General features: G+C 68.5%; 15 protein-coding genes. 4 read left to right on the top strand and 11 right to left on the bottom strand.

Going from position 1 to position 17,902, the window contains the following annotated elements; all coding sequences use genetic code 11:
* Window positions 1–17: 17 nt before the first annotated feature.
* The 3 genes from DIE02_RS06715 to DIE02_RS06725 form a co-directional block, all read right to left on the bottom strand.
* Window positions 18–551 carry a DUF5943 domain-containing protein gene (locus DIE02_RS06715; RefSeq protein WP_006488993.1) on the bottom strand — a complete coding sequence of 178 codons (534 nt, stop codon included), beginning with the start codon at window positions 549–551 and terminating at the stop codon, window positions 18–20.
* A gap of 139 nt (window positions 552–690) precedes the next feature.
* The gene (locus tag DIE02_RS06720; protein WP_044844362.1) at window positions 691–1,662 is read right to left on the bottom strand and encodes a dipeptidase; all 972 of its coding nucleotides are present in this window, start codon (window positions 1,660–1,662) and stop codon (window positions 691–693) included.
* A 43-nt stretch (window positions 1,663–1,705) separates the two neighbouring features.
* Complete coding sequence (locus tag DIE02_RS06725) at window positions 1,706–2,980, bottom strand: serine hydroxymethyltransferase (protein ID WP_124485148.1); 1,275 nt, start codon at window positions 2,978–2,980, stop codon at window positions 1,706–1,708.
* Window positions 2,981–2,989: 9 nt separating this feature from the next.
* Between DIE02_RS06725 and DIE02_RS06730 the strand changes: the two genes are divergently transcribed.
* Entirely contained in the window at window positions 2,990–3,214 is a 225-nt protein-coding gene (locus DIE02_RS06730; RefSeq protein ID WP_124485147.1) for a hypothetical protein, read from the top strand.
* Between the two features lie 224 nt (window positions 3,215–3,438).
* Window positions 3,439–4,464: a GlxA family transcriptional regulator gene (locus tag DIE02_RS06735; RefSeq protein WP_124485146.1), complete on the top strand. Its 1,026-nt coding sequence runs from the start codon at window positions 3,439–3,441 to the stop codon at window positions 4,462–4,464.
* Between the two features lie 55 nt (window positions 4,465–4,519).
* Here the strand turns inward: DIE02_RS06735 and DIE02_RS06740 are convergent, their stop codons facing one another.
* Window positions 4,520–5,932 carry a discoidin domain-containing protein gene (locus DIE02_RS06740; protein ID WP_044844365.1) on the bottom strand — a complete coding sequence of 471 codons (1,413 nt, stop codon included), beginning with the start codon at window positions 5,930–5,932 and terminating at the stop codon, window positions 4,520–4,522.
* Window positions 5,933–6,215: 283 nt separating this feature from the next.
* Between DIE02_RS06740 and DIE02_RS06745 the strand changes: the two genes are divergently transcribed.
* Window positions 6,216–7,637, top strand: a complete 1,422-nt coding sequence (locus DIE02_RS06745; protein WP_124485145.1) for a PLP-dependent aminotransferase family protein — start codon at window positions 6,216–6,218, stop codon at window positions 7,635–7,637.
* 8 nt (window positions 7,638–7,645) lie between these two features.
* Window positions 7,646–8,482, top strand: coding sequence for an ATP-dependent serine protease (locus tag DIE02_RS06750; RefSeq protein ID WP_124485144.1), 837 nt, complete (start codon window positions 7,646–7,648; stop codon window positions 8,480–8,482).
* A 278-nt stretch (window positions 8,483–8,760) separates the two neighbouring features.
* Here the strand turns inward: DIE02_RS06750 and fdhA are convergent, their stop codons facing one another.
* The 7 genes from fdhA to DIE02_RS06790 all read right to left on the bottom strand — a co-directional run bounded on the left by fdhA (window position 8,761) and on the right by DIE02_RS06790 (window position 17,891).
* Complete coding sequence (gene fdhA / locus DIE02_RS06760) at window positions 8,761–9,957, bottom strand: formaldehyde dehydrogenase, glutathione-independent (RefSeq protein WP_044844368.1); 1,197 nt, start codon at window positions 9,955–9,957, stop codon at window positions 8,761–8,763.
* A gap of 443 nt (window positions 9,958–10,400) precedes the next feature.
* Entirely contained in the window at window positions 10,401–11,591 is a 1,191-nt protein-coding gene (locus DIE02_RS06765) for an efflux RND transporter periplasmic adaptor subunit (RefSeq protein ID WP_124485143.1), read from the bottom strand.
* Window positions 11,591–13,468, bottom strand: a complete 1,878-nt coding sequence (locus DIE02_RS06770) for an efflux transporter outer membrane subunit (RefSeq protein WP_260427241.1) — start codon at window positions 13,466–13,468, stop codon at window positions 11,591–11,593. Before DIE02_RS06770 ends, DIE02_RS06765 begins: the two co-directional genes overlap by 1 nt.
* Window positions 13,469–13,488: 20 nt before the next feature.
* A complete protein-coding gene (locus tag DIE02_RS06775; protein WP_124485141.1) occupies window positions 13,489–14,427 on the bottom strand; it encodes a glycosyltransferase family 2 protein in 939 nt (312 codons plus the stop codon).
* Window positions 14,428–14,437: 10 nt separating this feature from the next.
* Entirely contained in the window at window positions 14,438–16,024 is a 1,587-nt protein-coding gene (locus DIE02_RS06780; protein ID WP_124485140.1) for a DHA2 family efflux MFS transporter permease subunit, read from the bottom strand.
* The gene (locus DIE02_RS06785) at window positions 16,021–17,304 is read right to left on the bottom strand and encodes a glycosyltransferase (protein WP_124485139.1); all 1,284 of its coding nucleotides are present in this window, start codon (window positions 17,302–17,304) and stop codon (window positions 16,021–16,023) included. Before DIE02_RS06785 ends, DIE02_RS06780 begins: the two co-directional genes overlap by 4 nt.
* A gap of 17 nt (window positions 17,305–17,321) precedes the next feature.
* Complete coding sequence (locus DIE02_RS06790) at window positions 17,322–17,891, bottom strand: isoprenylcysteine carboxylmethyltransferase family protein (RefSeq protein ID WP_124485138.1); 570 nt, start codon at window positions 17,889–17,891, stop codon at window positions 17,322–17,324.
* Between the last annotated feature and the right edge of the window lie 11 nt (window positions 17,892–17,902).

A 17,902-nucleotide genomic window follows, 5' to 3' on the forward strand; every position in this document is an offset into this window, starting at 1 on the left:
GTCGTCGGGTCGGCGCGTCAGTGCGCGATCGGCGACACTTCGAAGACGCAGTGATCGTGGTGCTCGGCCGCACACTGCACTTCCTTCGACTGCGCGCGCGGCGCGCCCTTGCCTTCCGGCGTCGTGTCGTTGACCCAGTCCATCGCGCCGGCGAACCAGCCCGCGAACATGTAGCAGAGCTTGCCTTCCTTGCCCGGCTGCTGGAGCACGAACGACGAGTGGCGCAGCTCGATCTTCGCGCGTGCGCTGGCCGGATCGGCCTCGATGATCGAGAACAGGCCCCAGCCGCGTTGCGACAGGCGCTTCAGGTAGTGCTCGAACACCGCCATGCCGGTGAGGCCGTGCAGCTTCGCTTCCTTGTCGCACCAGTGGTACGCGGACTTGTAGCCGGCCTTGTAGAGGATCTCGGCATACGCCTCGACGCCGAGCGCTTCCTCGACGGCGACGTGATTGTTCGTGAAGAAGTGACGCGGCACGTACAGCATCGGCAGCGCGTCGGTGGTCCAGACGCCGGTATCGGGATCGACGTTGATCGGCAGTTGCGGTTGCATCGTGGTGACTCCGTGAGGAAAATTGGCCGCGCGGCTCAGGCGCAGGCACGACATCGTCCGCGTGCCCGCGCGACAGGCGCCGGCACGTCCCGATTGTTCTAGTGTTGAATCGCGGGTGGCGGTTCGGCTCGGCGGGTGCTTACGCGCCCCACACGTCCTTGAACACGCGCACCCAGTTCTCGCCCATGATCTTGCGGATGCGCGACTCCTTCCAGCCGTGGCGTTCCATCGCCGCGGTCAGGTTCGGGAATTCGCCGATCGTGCGGATGCCGTCCGGGTTGATCACCTTGCCAAAGTTCGTCAGCTGGCGATAGCGGCCCTTGTCATGCGTCAGCATGTCGAAGAATTCCTTCGCGAAATCCTGCGTGAAGTCCGTGCCGATGCCGACCGCGTCTTCGCCGATCAGGTTCACGACGTAGTCGATCGCCTCGATGTAGTCGTCGATGTTCGCCTCGATGCCGCGCTTCAGGAACGGCGCGAACATCGTCACGCCGACGAAGCCGCCGGCGTCGGCGATTTCCTTCAGCTGCGCGTCGCTCTTGTTGCGCGGATGTTCCTTCAGGCCCGACGGCAGGCAGTGCGAGTAGCACACCGGCTTCTTCGAGAACGCGATCGCTTCCGACGACGTGTTGCCGCCCACATGCGACAGGTCGACCATGATGCCGACGCGGTTCATCTCGGTGATCACTTCGCGGCCGAAGTCCGACAGGCCGCCGTCGCGCTCGTAGCAGCCGGTGCCGACCAGGTTCTGCGTGTTGTAGCAGAGCTGCACGACGCGCACGCCCATGTCGGCGAACGCCTCGATGTAGCCGAGGTTGTCCTCGAACGCATGCGCGTTCTGGAAGCCGAGGATGATCCCGGTCTTGCCTTCCTTCTTCGCGCGGAAGATGTCGTCGGTCGTGCGCACCAGCGTCAGCAGTTCGCCGTTCTCGCGGATCTTCTGCTTCATCACGCCGATGTTGTCGACGGTCTTGGTGAAGTTCTCCCACACCGATACCGTGCAGTTCGCGGCCGTGATGCCGCCCTTGCGCATGTCCTCGAACACCGGCTTCTCGAACTTCGAGATGTTCAGTCCGTCGATGATGATGCTGTCCTGATGCAGCGTGCTCATATCTGCCTTTCGCTCCAGTCTCTGCTGTATGTGGGGTCGTCGATCAGTAAATCGGGAAGCGCTCGCAAAGCGCGAAAATCTCGCGGCGCACGCGCTGTTCGGTCGAGTGGTCGCCTTCGGGGTTCGCGCGCAGCGCGTCGAACACCTCGAGAATCAGGCGGCCGACTTCGCGGAACTCCGCGACGCCGAAGCCGCGCGTCGTGCCGGCCGGCGTGCCGAGGCGGATGCCCGACGTGACGGTCGGCTTCTCGGTGTCGAACGGAATGCCGTTCTTGTTGCAGGTGATGCCCGCGCGTTCGAGCGCCTGCTCGACCGGCGCGCCCTTCAGGCCCTTCGGGCGCAGGTCGACCAGCAGCAGGTGGTTGTCGGTGCCGCCGGTGACGAGGTCGACGCCGCCCGCCTTCAGCACTTCGCCGAGGGCCTGCGCGTTCGCGAGCACGTTGTCGATGTAGGTCTTGAAGTCCGCATGCAGCACTTCGCCGAACGCGACGGCCTTGCCGGCGATCACGTGCATCAGCGGGCCGCCCTGCAGGCCGGGGAACACGGCCGAGTTGATCTTCTTCGCGATCTCTTCGTCGTTGGTCAGCACGAAGCCGCCGCGCGGGCCGCGCAGCGTCTTGTGCGTGGTCGACGTGACGACGTGCGCGTGCTCGACCGGATTCGCATGGCGGCCGGCGGCGATCACGCCCGCGATGTGCGCCATGTCGACCATCAGCTTCGCGCCGACGCTGTCGGCGATCGCACGGAAGCGGGCGAAGTCCAGCGCGCGCGGGTATGCCGAGAAGCCGGCGATGATCAGGCTAGGCTTGTGCTCGTGCGCGAGTGCCTCGACCTGGTCGTAGTCGATCCGCATCGTGTCGCGGTTCACGCCGTACTGCACGGCGTTGAACCACTTGCCCGACAGCGCCGGCTTCGCGCCGTGCGTCAGGTGGCCGCCGGCGTCCAGCGACATGCCGAGCACCGTGTCGCCCGGCTTCGCGAGCGCGAGCATCACCGAACCGTTCGCCTGCGCGCCCGAGTGCGGCTGCACGTTCGCATAGCCGGCGTTGAAGATCTGCTTCACGCGCTCGATCGCCAGCGCCTCCACCTCGTCCGCGAATTCGCAGCCGCCGTAGTAACGCTTGCCCGGATAGCCTTCCGCATACTTGTTGGTCAGCACCGAACCCTGGGCCTCCAGCACCGCGCGCGACACGATGTTTTCCGACGCGATCAGCTCGACCTGCGACTGCTGGCGCTCGAGTTCCTTCAGGATGGCGCTGCGCACCGGCGCGTCGCGCTCGGCGAGGGGCTGCGAGAAGAAAGGCTGGGTGTTCGACATAGTGCGTCCGTGACGAAGAATAAAGGGCGTGAAACCGAAGCTCGAGGCCCGCCGTACCTGGGTTTCCAGCGCATCCAGTGCAAGGCTGCCGACGGCTCTATTCTTGTCGTTCGGATTTTCGACGGATTGATGAATTTAGACGCGTTCTTTACCTTTTCCGCCATGCGCGTCCGTTTTGTACAAGTGACCGGTCGTGCTTTTTGGGATGACGAGGCAAGCCGGCGTGTGCGGTGAATTCGCGATTCACCGATGGACAGGCACTTCGCCGGTGCCTGTGCTGTGCTTCCCGGGTGCAGCGCGGCCCGCTTACGGTGCAGTGCAGCATCCGCCCCGCGCCCATACAACGTATGGAGCTAGGGTTTAGCCGTATGGCACGGTTGTTGCGCTCGCTCCCACAATACGGCAGCCCGATCCGCGCCTCGGGCTAAAAGCTATTAGAGATTCAAGGAACGCTCCCCATGTCGCCCGACCGCACAGCGTCGCTGTCCCACTTCGCGTTCATGCCTTTACCGAACTTCACGATGATCGCGTTCACCAATGCGATCGAGGTGCTTCGGATGGCGAACTACCTGAGCGGCCAGCCGCTCTACCGCTGGTCGATCATCAGCCCGGACGGCGGCCCGGTCACGGCGAGCAATGGCCTCACGGTCGACACGGGCCCGGCCGAGTGCGTCGGGCAGCCGGATATCGTATTCGTGTGCGGCGGCGTCGACGTGCAGCGTGCGACCACGCCCGCCCATCTGTCGACGCTGCGCCGCTTCGCGCGTTCGGGCATTCCGCTCGGCAGCCTGTGCACGGGCACCTATGCGCTCGCGAAGTCGGGGCTGCTCGCGGGCTACGCGTGCGCGATCCACTGGGAAAACATGTCGGCGCTGAAGGAAGAGTTTCCGGACACGCGCTTCCTGAAGGAACTGTTCGTGGTCGACCGCGATCGCATCACGTGCACGGGCGGCGTCGCGCCGCTCGACATGATGCTGAACCTGATCGCCGCGCGGATAGGCACGCCGCGCGTCACGCAGATCGCCGAGCAGTTCATCGTCGAACACGTGCGCGACACGAGCGCGCAACAGCGGATGCCGCTCGTCGCGCGGCTCGGCTCGGCGAACAAGTCGCTGTTCGAAGTGATTTCGCTGATGGAGAACAACATCGAGGAACCGCTGTCGCGCGAGGAGCTCGCGCGGCTCGCGAACATGTCGCAGCGGCAGTTGCAGCGCCTGTTCCGCGAACACCTCGGGATGACGCCCACGCACTATTACCTGACGCTGCGGCTGCGCCGCGCGCGCGAGCTGCTGCTGCAGACCGACATGTCGATCATGCACATCACGATGGCGTGCGGCTTCCAGTCGGCGTGCCACTTCAGCAAGAGCTATCGCGACGCGTTCGGCGTCGCGCCGACGCGCGAACGCCGCAAGCAGGTCGCGCCGCTCGCGCCGGGCGCGGCGACATCCGCGCCGGCGTTTCCGGCGCATGTGATTCATGCGTGACGCACGAGTTGCGCGATAAAAAAAAGCGGCCTCGAAGGCCGCTTTTTGCTGGTGCTTACGATCCCCACACCTGCATTTCGTCGAGCGAGTACCCCCACTGCGTCGCCCGCTTCGTACCGAGCATCCGCACGTAACGCCCCTGCGCATTCAGGTTCGGCAACGTGACGTGACCGTACGACACGCCGTTGTTCGTCGAGTAGACCGTCGTCCAGTTCGCGTTGTCGTTCGACGTCTGGATCTGGTACACGAGCGCGCCCGCGTCCCAGTAGAGATCGACGCTGCTGATCTTCTTCACCGCGCCGAGATCGACGGAGATCCATTGCGGATCGACGCCCGCGCCTTCCGGCGAATCCCAGCGCGTGCTGGTCGTGTTGCCGTCGAACGCCTTGTCCGCCGTCAGCGATGTGTTGTAGCTCGCCGACGCGGCAGCCGGCCGCCCTTGCGACAGCAGCGTCGGCTGCGCGGCGGCCGGGCCGCCGTAGTAGCTCGAGCCGAGCTTCGCCTTGGTCGTGTCCGCGTTCACGCCGAACTGCGACAGGCTCCAGCGCTGGCCGGTCGTCACGTCGCCGACGTAGAGCTGGTAGCCGCCCGCCGTCGTCGACGAGAAGAACACGTAGTTCGTGCCGGTCACCGGCGCCGGGTCCGAGTTGTTGCTCACGCAGTCGTTGATCGGCAGCGCGTTCGGCGTCGATGCCGGGTCCGCGGTCTTCGTGTAGATCTGGTCCGCGCCGCCGCTATCCTTCCAGCGTGCATAGAACACCATGCCGTCGCCGCGTACGATCGGATAGTAGGTCTGCAGACCGGCCGGATGATCGAACGTGGCGGTCGCGCCGGTCGCGATCGTGCGCTTCATCAGCCCCATGTTCGAGCCGGTGCCCGTCGCGTAGTAGACGGCGCTCGCGTCCGGCGCGAGGAACGGCATCGAGTATTCGGCGCCGGCCGGTGCGTTCGTCAGGCTCACGACCGACGTGAACACCGGGCCCGCGCTCGTGTACGACAGCGTGCCCTGCTTCACGTCGCCGTTCTGCTTGAACACGAGCGTCTTGCCGTCGGCGCTGAATTTCGGATCTTCGTTGCGCGTCGCGCCGGTGCTGTTCGTCAGGTTCACGGGCGGCGTGCCGGCGCCGAGCTGCAGCATGAACACGTTCCATGCGCCATTGCTGATGCCCATGAACGCGAGCCACTTGCCGTCGGGGCTGAACACGCCGTTCATCGGATCGGTGATGCCCCAGCTGCTCTTGCTCAGCTGCGTGAGCGTATGGGCCGAAAAATCGTACAGGAACAGCTGGCTCGTGCCGTCGCCGTAGTTGACGTAGCTGTGATAGACGAGCTTGCCGGTCAGCGCCGCGGGAAACGACGCGTTGGATTGAGTCGGAGGATTGCTGATGCAGGCCGCTTCGGCGGCACCGCTGGACAGGTTGAGAGCGATGCCGGCCACGAGGCCCGCAGCGAGGAACTTCGATTTCACGCTGATTGCTTCCGGGAAAGGTAGGGACGGAGCGGCCCGGGTCCCGCACACGGTGCACGGGGGTCACGGGTCCGCCATCGGAGGGCGCGAACTCGGTATCGATCACGCATCGGGAATGAAACTTGCGCAGGATGCCTGCTCGCTCGTCTGAAGAAAAGGCTCAAAGCGAGTCGAAAACAACCGGATCAGCGACAGGCGCATCAGCGTTTGAGGGCGGGATTGAACGCGGCGGAGGCCGTGCTACTCTTTTTTCACGACGGCCGCGATCGGCCGGAGGGCAGGCATGAAGCGTTATGCGGCGCTGGCTCAGACGATTGGCGACGCGATCCGGCGTGGCGACCTCGGGCCCGGCGCGCGTATCCCGACCGTGCGCGCAGCGTGCCGCGCTTACCGTGTAAGTCCATCCACCGTGTTTCGCGCGTACTACAAGCTCGAAAGCGAGGGCCTGATCACCGCGCGTGCGCGCTCCGGATATTTCGTTGCGAACCTGGATGACAAGCGCGTGCGCGCGGGTCACGACACCCCGCGCAAACCGGCTGCGCCGCAGGCCGGCGACAACGATGTGCTGTTCCGCTTGCTCGACTCGCTCAAATTCGACGACATCGTGCCGCTGGGTTCCGCATTCGCGAGCTATTCGCTGTTTCCGATGAGCAGCCTGTGGCGGTATGCGGCGGCGGCGGCCCGCAACATGGACCGCGCGAAACTGCTGGCCGGACTGCCGCCCGGCCATGAAGCGCTGCGCCGCCAGATCGCACTGCGCTACCTGAACGCGGGCGCGTCATTGCCGATGGAAGAGATCGTCATCACGACCGGCGCGGCCGAAGCGCTGACGCTGAGCCTGCAGGCGCTCACGCGCCCCGGCGACATCGTCGCGATCGAACGTCCGGCCTACCACGCGGTACTGCAGGCCGTGCGGCGGCTGCATCTGAAGGCCATCGAAATTCCGGTGGATCCGCGCACCGGCCTCGATCTCGATGCGCTCGCCGACGCGCTCGACACGCATCCGGTGCGCGCCTGCTGGTTCATGACCTCGTTCCACAACCCGACCGGCGCGACGCTGCCCGACGAGCGCAAGCGCGCGCTGATCGAGCTGCTCGCGTCGCACCGCGTGCCGCTGATCGAGGACGACGTGTTCGGCGAACTGCACTTCGGCCCGACGCCCACGCGGCCCGCGAAGCTGTACGACGAAAGCGGGCTGGTGCTGCATTGCGGTTCGTTCTCGAAGTGCCTCGCCCCCGGTTTCCGGGTCGGCTGGGTCGCGGCCGGACGCTACGTGAAGCAGATCAGGCAGGTGAAGAACGCGAGCGCGCCGGCGGCCGACGTGCCCGCGCAGATGGCTGTATCCCGCTACCTGCTCAACGGCGCGTACGACCGCTTCCTGCGCAGGCTCCGCCGCAACCTGGCGGCGCACCAGGCACAGATGCTGGCGGCCGTCCGCGCGTACTTCCCGCCCGACACGGCGGTGCATGCCCCGCGCGGCGGGTATTTCCTGTGGATCGAATTGCCGCCGCATGTGGATGCGATGCGGTTGTTCGGCGACGCGATGAAAAACGGCGTCAGCCTCGCGCCCGGGCCGATTTTTTCCATGACGGGCGCCTTTCACCGCTACGTCCGGCTGAACTACGGCCGGCCGTGGACCCCTGCCGTCGAGGACGCGATGCAAACCCTCGGGACGCTCGCGGGGCGGCAACGACAGACGAGGTAGCAACGACCATGCAAGTCCTGCCCATCCGGAAAGTCCGCACGCGCGACACGTTGCGCGGCGCACTGAACCTGCGCGCCGAGCCGCGCGATGCCGTCAGCCAGCGCTGCCGGCAATGCGGCTTCATGGCATTCCGCGCCACCGAGCAATGCCCCGTCTGCGGACTCGGGGACTGGCCGTTCGCGCCGCTGAGCGAATCGAGCGAATCGAGGGAATCGAGGGAATCGAGCGACCAGAGCAACCAGAGCGACGAGGCGCAGGCCGCTCCTCCGCACGACGCGCTCCCCGTCCCGACATGGTCGTCGCGCATCGGCGCCGCGGTGCGCAGCGCGGCGATCCGGCGGCCGAGCGCGTCGAGCGCGCCGCTGCTGAGCATCCTGACCCTCGTGCTGCTGGTCGGCGGCTATGTGACGTTCGACCGGACGTGCAAGGCCGACCCGGTCTGCCGCGGCCAGGGCGCGCCGGCGCCAGCGGCAAACGACGCCAGTCTGCATGCGGCCGACGCGCAGACGTTGCCGGTCGTGCCCGCGCCCGTCTATGCATTTCATCCGGCCGACCACCCGGCGCTCGACCCCGACCGGCTTGCCGCCGCCGACCGGCTGGACGCAACCGATCGAGCAGGCTATGCCGGCACGAGCCGGCACATGACCGGACGCACGGCAACCACGGTCGCGCGGCACGCACCAGTGGTGCGCGCGCGCAGCGGTACTCGCGTCGTCAACTGGAAAGGCGGCGCTACCGCGACGCGACACGCGCACGCGATCCGCCGCGTGAGCCTGCATACGCGCCACGGTCGGCGCGCGACGGCAAGCGCGACCCAAGTGGCCATGGTCTATCGCGCGCACTGAGCGCCGGGCGCGCCGGAATTCGGCGCGATCGCGGCCGCGATGCTGTCGTACGGGATCGCCGCATACGACTCGAAGCGCAAGCCGGCGAGCGTCCGGCCGTTCGTGTCGGCGTTCGGCGGCCGGTTGGCCGCGGCGATCGGTCTCGTGCCGCACGCCGTATCGCAGCAATCGCGGGCCGTGGCGATCGGGGTTCGCCTGCGCCGGCAGCGCCCGCCCACAGCAAAAACGGGCGGCACCGTTTCCGGTACCGCCCGTTTCATGTTCCGCCCGTTCGTGCGTCAGGCCGCCAGCAAGCCGTGCGGATCGATCACGAATTTGCGCGGCGCGCCGCCGTCGAACTTCTTGTAGCCTTCCGGCGCCTGATCGAGCGAGATCACCTCGACGTTGACGATCTTCGCGATCGGCAGACGGTCGAACAGGATGGCCTGCATCAGGTTGCGGTTGTACTTCAGCACCGGCGTCTGGCCCGTGAAGAACGAATGCGACTTCGCCCAGCCGAGGCCGAAGCGGATGCTCAGGCTGCCGTGCTGCGCGGCCTTGTCCTTCGCGCCCGGATCGTCCGTCACGTACAGGCCCGGAATGCCGATCGCGCCGGCCGGACGCGTGATTTCCATCAGCGAGTTCAACACCGTCGCGGGCGCTTCCTCGGAATGGCCCGACGAACCGTGGCCGTGCGCCTCGAAGCCGACGCAGTCGACCGCGCAGTCGATCTCCGGCACGCCGAGGATCTGCTCGATCTGCTCGCCGAGCGACGCGTCCTTCGACAGGTCGACCGTCTCGAAGCCCATCGCCCGCGCGTGCGCGAGGCGTTCCGCGTTCATGTCGCCGACGATCGTGACCGCCGCGCCGAGCAGGCGCGCCGATGCGGCCGCCGCCATCCCGACCGGGCCCGCGCCCGCGATGTAGACCGTCGAGCCCGGCTTCACGCCCGCGCTCACCGCACCGTGATAACCGGTCGGCAGAATGTCGGACAGGCAGGTCAGGTCGCGGATCTTCGCCATTGCCTGGTCGCGGTCCGGGAATTTCAGCAGGTTGAAGTCGGCGTACGGCACGAGCACGTACTCGGCCTGGCCGCCGATCCAGCCGCCCATGTCGACGTAGCCGTATGCGCCGCCGGCTCGCGACGGGTTCACGTTCAGACACACGCCCGTATGCGTGTCCTTGCACATCGCGCAGCGGCCGCACGCGACGTTGAAGGGCACCGACACGAGATCGCCGATCTTCAGCGTCTCGACGTCGCGGCCCACCTCGACCACTTCGCCCGTGATCTCGTGACCGAGCACGAGGCCGATCGGCGCGGTCGTGCGGCCGCGCACCATGTGCTGGTCGGAACCGCAGATGTTCGTGCTGACCACTTTCAGGATCACGCCGTGGCCGATCGCGCGGCCGGTCGGATCGACCATCTTCGGATAATCGATCTTCTGAACTTCGACCTTGCCCGGCCCAAGATAGACGACACCTCGATTGCTGCTCATCGTATTGTCTCCATGTCTCGTTGGATGGCGCTGCTGTGCGCCGGCAGATGCGGTGCTACGCAACGTGCTGTTCGAGAGTAGTCCCGGAGGTGGGGGCGTCGATGTCTCAAACGCGACACGCGTTTGATCGGTGCCGACATCGGTGGCGGAAATGCGAAAGTCGGGCCGGAAAAGGGGTTCGGGGTGGGGACTGCAGGAGATGCAGGCCGCGAGGCCGCCGGAGCCGCCGGAGCCGCCGATCGGCGCGAACGACCCGCCAATCCGTGCGTTGGGCGGGTGCGTTGGTCGGGTGCGTTGATTGGTACCTTGATCGGGGCCTTGATCCGGGGGCGCCGATCGGGTGCCCTATTCGGGCGCGTTGGTCGGATGCACCGGTCACCCGCCCCCGCCATCTGTCACCCGAATTGGTTCGTGCGTTTTCTGCGTGCGTCGGCGTCGGAAACTCACCCGCCCTGATTCTCGCGGACGATCGCGGCAGCAGCCGCTTCCGCGTCGCTTGCGACACCGTCGTGCACGCGCGTGCTGACGGCCGGCGTCGGCGGTTCGCTGTCGAGCGCATGGCCGTCGCGGTTGCGCGTATCGACCGTCGCGCGCATCGACAGCCCGACCCGCAGCGGATGCGCGGCCAGATCGCGGGGATCGAGCGCGATCACGACCGGCACGCGCTGCACGACCTTGATCCAGTTGCCGGCCGCGTTCTGCGACGGCAGCATCGAGAACGCGCTGCCGGTGCCGGCCGAGAAGCCCTGCACGCGGCCGCGATAGACGACGCGCGACCCGTACAGGTCCGACACCACGTCGACCGGCTGGCCGACGCGCATGTGGCGGATCTGCCCTTCCTTGAAATTCGCCTCGATCCACAGCCGGTTCAACTGCACGATCGACATCAGCGGCACGCCGGGCCCGACTTGCTGGCCCGCCTGCACCGAACGCTGGCCGACCGTGCCGTCGACCGGCGCGACGATCGTCGTGCGCTTCAGGTTCCGGTACGCGAGCTTGAACTGCGCGGCGGCCTGCACGACGGCCGGGCTCTCGTCCACCGGCAGCTTGCTGCCGAGCGCCCGCGCGGCGTCGAGCTGCGCCTGCGCGGCCGCGAGGTTCGCCTGGGCGCCGGCGACGGCCGCGCGGGCGCGCGCCAGCTCCTCCGGCGCGACGATCTCGACCGACGCGCCCGAACGCGCGGCAAGCGCGCGCTGCGCGAGCGACAGGTCGGCCTGGCGCGCGCTCACGGCTGCCACGTACATCGTGTTCGAGATCTTCGCGTTCGCGACCTGCCGCACGGCCTGCGCGAGCTGCGCCTTCGCCTGCGCGAACGCGACGGACGCTTCCGTATCGTCGAGCCGCACGAGCGTCTGCCCGGCGCGCACGGGCTGCGTATCGGCGACCAGCACGTCGGTCACGGCGCCCGGAATCTGTGCAGCGACCTGCACGATGCTGCCGGCGACGTACGCGTCGTCGGTATCCTCGTAATAGCGGTCGCGTAGCAGCCAGAACGCGATCCAGACGAGCGCGGCGAGCATCACGATCGCGAAGAACAGCATGAAGCGCTTGCGACGCGTCGCGCGGCGCGCGTCGAGTGCGGGGTCGTTCAGAGTGGCCGGCTGCGCCGCGGTGTGAAGGTTGTCGTGGTGCATCAGTCGCTTTGCGTAACGATCAGGCGGTCATGCTGGAACAGGGGGAGCGCGGACGCGCGCGTGTCGGCGGCAACGGTGGGGGGCGCGCGGCGCGAGCCGACGCCGACGCTCGTGCTCGTGCTCGTGCTGGTATTTGCGCTGGCGCTCGTACTCGCGCCGGTACTCACACTCACATTCGCGGCATCGACAGCCGGACTACGCGGCGCGACCGACACCGCCGGCGGATCGATCCGCGCGGCACGCGGCGCGGCGCCGCTACCTGACACCGCCGCGCGCCGCACTTGCGCGCTGGTGTCCGCCGAGCTACCGCGGGCAGCGGCGTTCACCGTCGCGCCGCGTTTCGTCCGCGCGCCTTGCGCGGTACGCGCCGCGGGCATCGCCGCACCCGCAGTCGTTGCGCTCGCATCGAACCCGCCGCCGAGCGCGCCGACCAGCCCGACGCGCAGCGTCCGCTGCCGCCCGAGCAGCGCGATCAGCTGCGCGCGTTCGTCGATCAGCGTGAGGTCCGCGACATCGACATCCTTCTGCATCAACACGCCGCGCCGATGGCGATCAGCCGCGATCTGCACGATCTTCTGCGCGGCGGCGACGGCATCCTGCTGCTGCACGACGAGCGTCTGCGCGGTCTGCAGCGACGTGACGACTTGCGCGACCTGCCCGAGCGCGTCGTCGACGGTCTTGTTGTACAGCCCGATCGCGACGTCGGCCTGCGCGACGTCCGCGCCGAGCTTCGCCTTCAGCCGGCCGCGATCGAACACCGGCAGCGAGATCGCCGGGCCGACGGAGCCGGCGAGCGAATCGCGCGAGAACAGCGACGCGGGCGTCAGCGCGAACACGCCGCCGAGCGCGACGAGGTTCACGTCCGGATAGAACTGCGCGCGCGTCGAATCGGCATTCGCGAACGCGGCTTCGACGCGCAGCCGCGCGGCGACGATGTCGGGCCGGCGGCCGAGCAGATCGGCCGGCAGCCGCGCGGGCAGCGCGCCGCCGGCGAATGCGCCGACGCGCGGCCGCTGCAACGTGAGCCCGCGCTCCGGCCCGCGGCCGGACAGCACGCCCAGCTGCAATTGCGCGAGCTTGATCTGTTCGTCGTTCAGCGCGATCTGTGCGAGCAGGCGGCTGCGCTTGATCGACGCGTCGCTCGCGTCGTACGCATTGTCGAGGCCGCGCGCGGTGCGCTCGCGCAGCACGGCCGTCACGCGCTGGCTGATCTTCAGCTTCTGCTGCAGCAGGTCGCGCACCGCGTACGCCTCATCGAGCTGGCAATACACGGTGACGATCGCGACCGCGAGCGTGAGCCGCACCTGCTCGGCCTCGACACCGGCCGCGTCGCGCAGCGACATCAGGCTCTTCGTCGCCGCGCGGTTCTTGCCCCACAGGTCGAGCTGGTAGTTCAGCCCGACGAACACCGACGACGGCGACACGACCGGATCGCCGAAGATCTCGACCGGCACGCGATAACCGCCCGCCGTCACGTCGGCGATGTCGCCCGGCTTCGGCATCCGCGCGCGGCTGACCGTCGCGCCGGCCGTTCCGGTCAAGCCCGTCAGCGAATCGAACTGCTGAAGCTGCGACTGCGCGATCCGCAGCCGCGCCTGCGCGACCTGCAGATCCGGATTGTTCTGCGATGCCTCCACGACCAGTTCGTCGAGCTGCGGATCCTGCAGCTGCTTCACCCAGTCGGGCGCGGGCCATGCGCCATCCGCGCCGGGCCCCGCGGTGCGAGCGAGCGCGTCGCCGGCCGGTGCGCGCAGCGACAGCGACGGCAGGAACCCCGACGGCACGCAGCCGCCCAGCGCCAGCAGCGCGGCGGCCGCGACGATCGCCCAGCCGCCCTGCCCGCGCCGCGCCGGCCGAGCGGCTCGCGCCGCTTTCATGATGCGTTCCATCGCCGCCCTCACCCCTGCTGGACGCGCCGCGCGCGCGCGGCGAGACGCGGCCGCGTGCGCTCGAGCGGACCGAGCCGCCCGAACAGGCCGTCGGCGATGCCGAACGCGATGCCCGCGAGCTTGGCGCGCTTGTCGCGCTCGACGAGCGCGATCTGCACGACCTGCCACACGGTCAGCAGGTTCGGCACGATCGCCACCGGAAAGCGCAACCCGTACTGCATCCCGAGCTGCACCGCATTGCGTGCGCTGTAGTAGCGCCGTTGCCACGAGTGATTCATCGACGTCATTTCGAAAGGGCCGAACGCGTGCCGCTGCTTCGCGCCGATCCGGTGCGGCAGCACCAGCGACGGCACGACGTAGAGCGGCACGTTGCGCGCAAGCGCGCGGAAGCTGTACTCGGTATCGACGTGATCGATGAACAGCGTCTCGTCGAAGCGGCCGAGCACGTCGAACGCGGCGCGCGACACGACGCAGCCCGACGAGATCAGGAACGCGCAGCGTTGCGGCGGCGCGTCGGGCGCGAGATGCAGCCGGCGCAACGCGATCCCGTCGGTCGCGAGTTCGGGCAGGAAGCTGCGCGCGTTCTCGTCGAAGATGCGCGGGCCGGCCAGGAACGCGCGCCCCGCGAGCCCCGTGCAGGCGTCGCGCATCGTCGCGAAGTAACCGGCCGGCACCGACGAATCCTGGTCGAACAGCGCGACCGCGTCGACGTCGTCGCGAAACAGCGCCGCGAGCCCCGCGTTGTAGGCGCCCGCGATTCCGCCGCGATTGCCGTGATGCAGCAGCGCGATGCCGTCGCGCGCGCACACGTCGCGAGCGCGCGCATCGGGCTGCGGCGTGTTGTCGACGACCAGCAGCGCGTCGCACGCGTGCCGCCACGCGCCGAGCGCCGCGAGCTGCGCGTCGCTCGGGTGATACAGGATCACGAGTGCGCCGAGTGTCGTCATACCGCTCTCCTCAATGTCCGAACGAAGCGGCCGCGCCGCGCTTCGGCCGCGTGAGCCACATCATCGCGGCGAGCATGAGGCAGGTCATGCTCGCCATCCAGAACATGTCGCCCGTCGCCATCATGTACGCCTGCTGCATCACGATCTGGTGCAGCGTGGACAGCTCGCGCACGCCGTCCACGCCCATCGCGTTCAGCGTGTGCACGAAGCGCTGCGTGTTCGCCGACGCGTGCGTGACCGATTGCGACACGACGTCGTAGTGATAGGTCGCGCGGTTGTCCCACAGCGTCACGCTCATCGCGGTGCCGAATGCGGCGGACAGCGTGCGCAGGAAGTTCGACAGGCTCGATGCGGCCGCGAGCCGGTCGTCCGGGATGCGCGACAGCGTCGCGGCCGTCAGCGGAATGAAGAAACACGGCAGCCCGATCCCCTGGATCAACCCGGGCGCGGCGATCTGCACGAACGTCATCTTCAGCGTGAAATGCGCGTCCCATGCGAGTACGGCCGCAAATATCAGGAATCCGAACGTCGCAAGCACACGCGCGTCGAAGCGATGCGCGTGCAGGCCGACGAGAATCGAGAACACCAGCGCGAGCACGCCGAGCGACGCGGTGGCGAGCCCCGCGTGGAACGCGTTGTAGCCCATCACCGCCTGCATCCACAGCGGGAACACGACGCCCACCACCGAGAAGCTCATCATCCCGAGCGAGATGATCAGCACGCAGAACGAGAACGTGCGGTCGCGAAACAGGCTGAGGTCGACGACCGGATGCGCGTCGCCGGCCTCCCAGATCAGCAGCGACACGATCGCGAGCGCCGCGACCACCGCGAGCGTGACGATCAGCGGCGAATCGAACCAGCCCTTGTCGTGACCGAGATCGAGCATCGCCTGCAGCGAACCGACGCCGATCACGAGCAGCACGATGCCCGGCACGTCGATCGGGCCGGCCGCGCCGCGCTGCGCGTCGGGGCGCAGCATCGCGGTGCAGACGGCGAACGAGAACAGCCCGATCGGCAAATTGATCAGGAAGATCCACGGCCACGAGAAGCTGTCGACGATCCAGCCGCCGACCACCGGCCCGAAGATCGGCGCGAGCAGCACCGTCATCGCCCACAGCGCGAGCGCAACGGTGCGCTTGCCCGGCGGGAACGTGCGCAGCAGGATCGTCTGCGACAGCGGCACCATCGGCCCCGAGCACAGCCCCTGCAGCGCGCGGCAGACCACCAGCACGTGCAGGTCGCGTGCGAGCCCGCACAGCAGCGACGTCAGCGTGAACAGCAGCACCGCGCCGACGAACAGCCGCAGCTCGCCGACGCGCCGCGCGAGCCAGCCGGTCAGCGGCACCGCGATTGCGGCCGCGACCGAATACGAGCTGATCACCCACGTACCCTGGCTGTTCGAGACGCCGAGACTGCCGGAGATCGCCGGCACCGCGACGTTCGTCACGGTCGAGTCGAGCACTTCGATGAAGGTGGCGAGCGACAGCGCGAACGTCAGCAGCGCGAGCCGCGCGCCGCGCACCGGCCGCGCGGCGGCTACGGGTTCGCGTGCATCGACGGCGGCGGGCGCGTCCTGAAGCGGCGCTGCGGTGCTCATGCGCCCGCCGTCGCGAGGTAGGCCTGCACCCGCGCGCGTCCGTGGTTAGGCGCGAAGCGCTCGATGAAATCGGCGGCGCGCTCGCAGCCGTCCGGCGCCGCATCGATCAGCGCACGCGTGCGTTCCGCATGCACCGCGAATTCCGGCTCATCCAGCACGCGCGCGAGCGCCGCACCGAGACGCGCGCCGTCGACGGGGCCGTCGATGCGCACGCCGGCGCCGCTCGCCGCGACGCGCTGCGCATTGTCGAACTGGTCGTGCGCGAACGGCGTCACGACCTGCGGGATCCCGGCTTCGAACGCGAGCGCCGCGGTGCCGATCCCGCCGTGATGCACGAGCGCGCGGCAACGCGGCAGCAGCGCGCGCATCGGCACGAAGCGGCGCACCAGCAGCCGGTCGCCGGCCGGTGCCGCATCGTGCGGGCTCAGCAGGATGCCGCGCGCGCCGGTGGCATGCAGCGCGTCCGCGACCGCGCGCGCATACGCGGCGTGATCGACCCGTGTCGACCCGGCCGTGAACACGACGGGCGGCTCACCGGCCGCGAGGAACGCGTCGAGCGCGCGATCGTCGTCGGGCGTCGCGATGTCGTTGAACAGCGGAAAACCGCTTTGCAGATGACCGGCCGGCCAGTCGCGCTGCGCCGGTGCGAACCAGTCGGGAAACAGGCACAGCACGCCGTCGGTCGAATGCAGCCAGCGGCCGAGCACGCGCCGCGCGGGCGCGAGCCCGAGATCGCGGCGCACCGCGTTGAGCGCCGGCCCGCACACGCGGTCGAGCACCTGCCGCTCGATCAGCGTCATCAGCGCCGCCTTCACCGGCAGCGGCCAGCGCGCGGGAATCGTCAGGCGCGGATGCGTCGGCGGAACGTGCGCGGACAGCAACGTCGACGGCGACACCTGCACCGACACGTACGGCGTGCCGTGCAGCTCCTGCATGAAGCGCGCGGAAAACGCCCACAGCGTGCCGACCAGCACGGTATCGCGATCGGTGAGCGCGCGCAGCGCGTCGTAGTGCGGGCGCAGCACGGGCGCGATCACCTGCCACAGCGTGCGAAACGACGTGCGCGGATCCCACAGCGCCGGGTTCGCCATCGCGGCCTCGTACTCGGCCGCGGTGCCGACCGGCACGAACGTGAAGCCGCAGCGGCGCGCGGCCGCCTCGAACGGCGGATGCGTGCAGAACACGACGTCGTGGCCGCGCGTCGCGAGCGCGCGCGCGACGCCGAGCAGCGGATGCACGTCGCCCGCCGAGCCGATCGCGGTCACGATCACCTTCGCCATCGCGCGCCTCGCGGGAGTCAGTAGAAGCCGGGGATCAGCGCCGCGACTTCGCGGCGATACTGCGTGTACGCCGGCCCGAAATGGCCGGTCAGCCAGCTCTCCTCGACACGCACCTTGTACGCGAGCGACGCGAACACGAGCGCGACGCCGAGCGCGCCGCGCCACTCGCCGCCGATCAGCGCGGCGCCGGCCAGCGCGATCAGGCAGCCGGTGTAGATCGGATGACGCACGAGGCCGTACGGGCCGGTGCGAACGAGTTCGTGGTTTTCCTTCAGCGTGACGGACACGCTCCAGTTCGTGCCGAGATGCAGCCGCGCCCACACGGAGAACAGCAGCCCCGCGACGAGCACCGCGAGCCCGCATTGCGCCTGCAGGCCGAAGCGCTGCCAATCGGGCACGAGCGCCTGCCACGACGGATCGGGCAGGATGATCAGCGCGCCGCCGACGATCAGCGGAATCGACTGCAGCGTGCGCGAGCGCGACGCCTCCTTGCGCACGGTCGTCTTCACGGCCTGCGACGTCGCGATCCAGTAGGCGAGCCAGATGGCCCACGGAGCGACGATGGCGATGGTCTGAACGATATTCACGGCTGGCCTGC

It is taken from the genome of Burkholderia sp. Bp8991, assembly GCF_003853795.1.
GTDB lineage: Bacteria > Pseudomonadota > Gammaproteobacteria > Burkholderiales > Burkholderiaceae > Burkholderia.

Coding starts and splice junctions, on each gene's coding strand:
- DIE02_RS06720 (WP_044844362.1), bottom strand. CDS start 1,662: ATGAGCACGCTGCATCAGGACAGCATCATCATCGACGGACTGAACATC.
- DIE02_RS06725 (WP_124485148.1), bottom strand. CDS start 2,980: ATGTCGAACACCCAGCCTTTCTTCTCGCAGCCCCTCGCCGAGCGCGAC.
- DIE02_RS06785 (WP_124485139.1), bottom strand. CDS start 17,304: ATGGCGAAGGTGATCGTGACCGCGATCGGCTCGGCGGGCGACGTGCAT.
- DIE02_RS06735 (WP_124485146.1), top strand. CDS start 3,439: ATGTCGCCCGACCGCACAGCGTCGCTGTCCCACTTCGCGTTCATGCCT.
- DIE02_RS06775 (WP_124485141.1), bottom strand. CDS start 14,427: ATGACGACACTCGGCGCACTCGTGATCCTGTATCACCCGAGCGACGCG.
- DIE02_RS06750 (WP_124485144.1), top strand. CDS start 7,646: ATGCAAGTCCTGCCCATCCGGAAAGTCCGCACGCGCGACACGTTGCGC.
- DIE02_RS06770 (WP_260427241.1), bottom strand. CDS start 13,468: ATGAAAGCGGCGCGAGCCGCTCGGCCGGCGCGGCGCGGGCAGGGCGGC.
- DIE02_RS06745 (WP_124485145.1), top strand. CDS start 6,216: ATGAAGCGTTATGCGGCGCTGGCTCAGACGATTGGCGACGCGATCCGG.
- DIE02_RS06765 (WP_124485143.1), bottom strand. CDS start 11,591: ATGCACCACGACAACCTTCACACCGCGGCGCAGCCGGCCACTCTGAAC.
- fdhA (WP_044844368.1), bottom strand. CDS start 9,957: ATGAGCAGCAATCGAGGTGTCGTCTATCTTGGGCCGGGCAAGGTCGAA.
- DIE02_RS06780 (WP_124485140.1), bottom strand. CDS start 16,024: ATGAGCACCGCAGCGCCGCTTCAGGACGCGCCCGCCGCCGTCGATGCA.
- DIE02_RS06715 (WP_006488993.1), bottom strand. CDS start 551: ATGCAACCGCAACTGCCGATCAACGTCGATCCCGATACCGGCGTCTGG.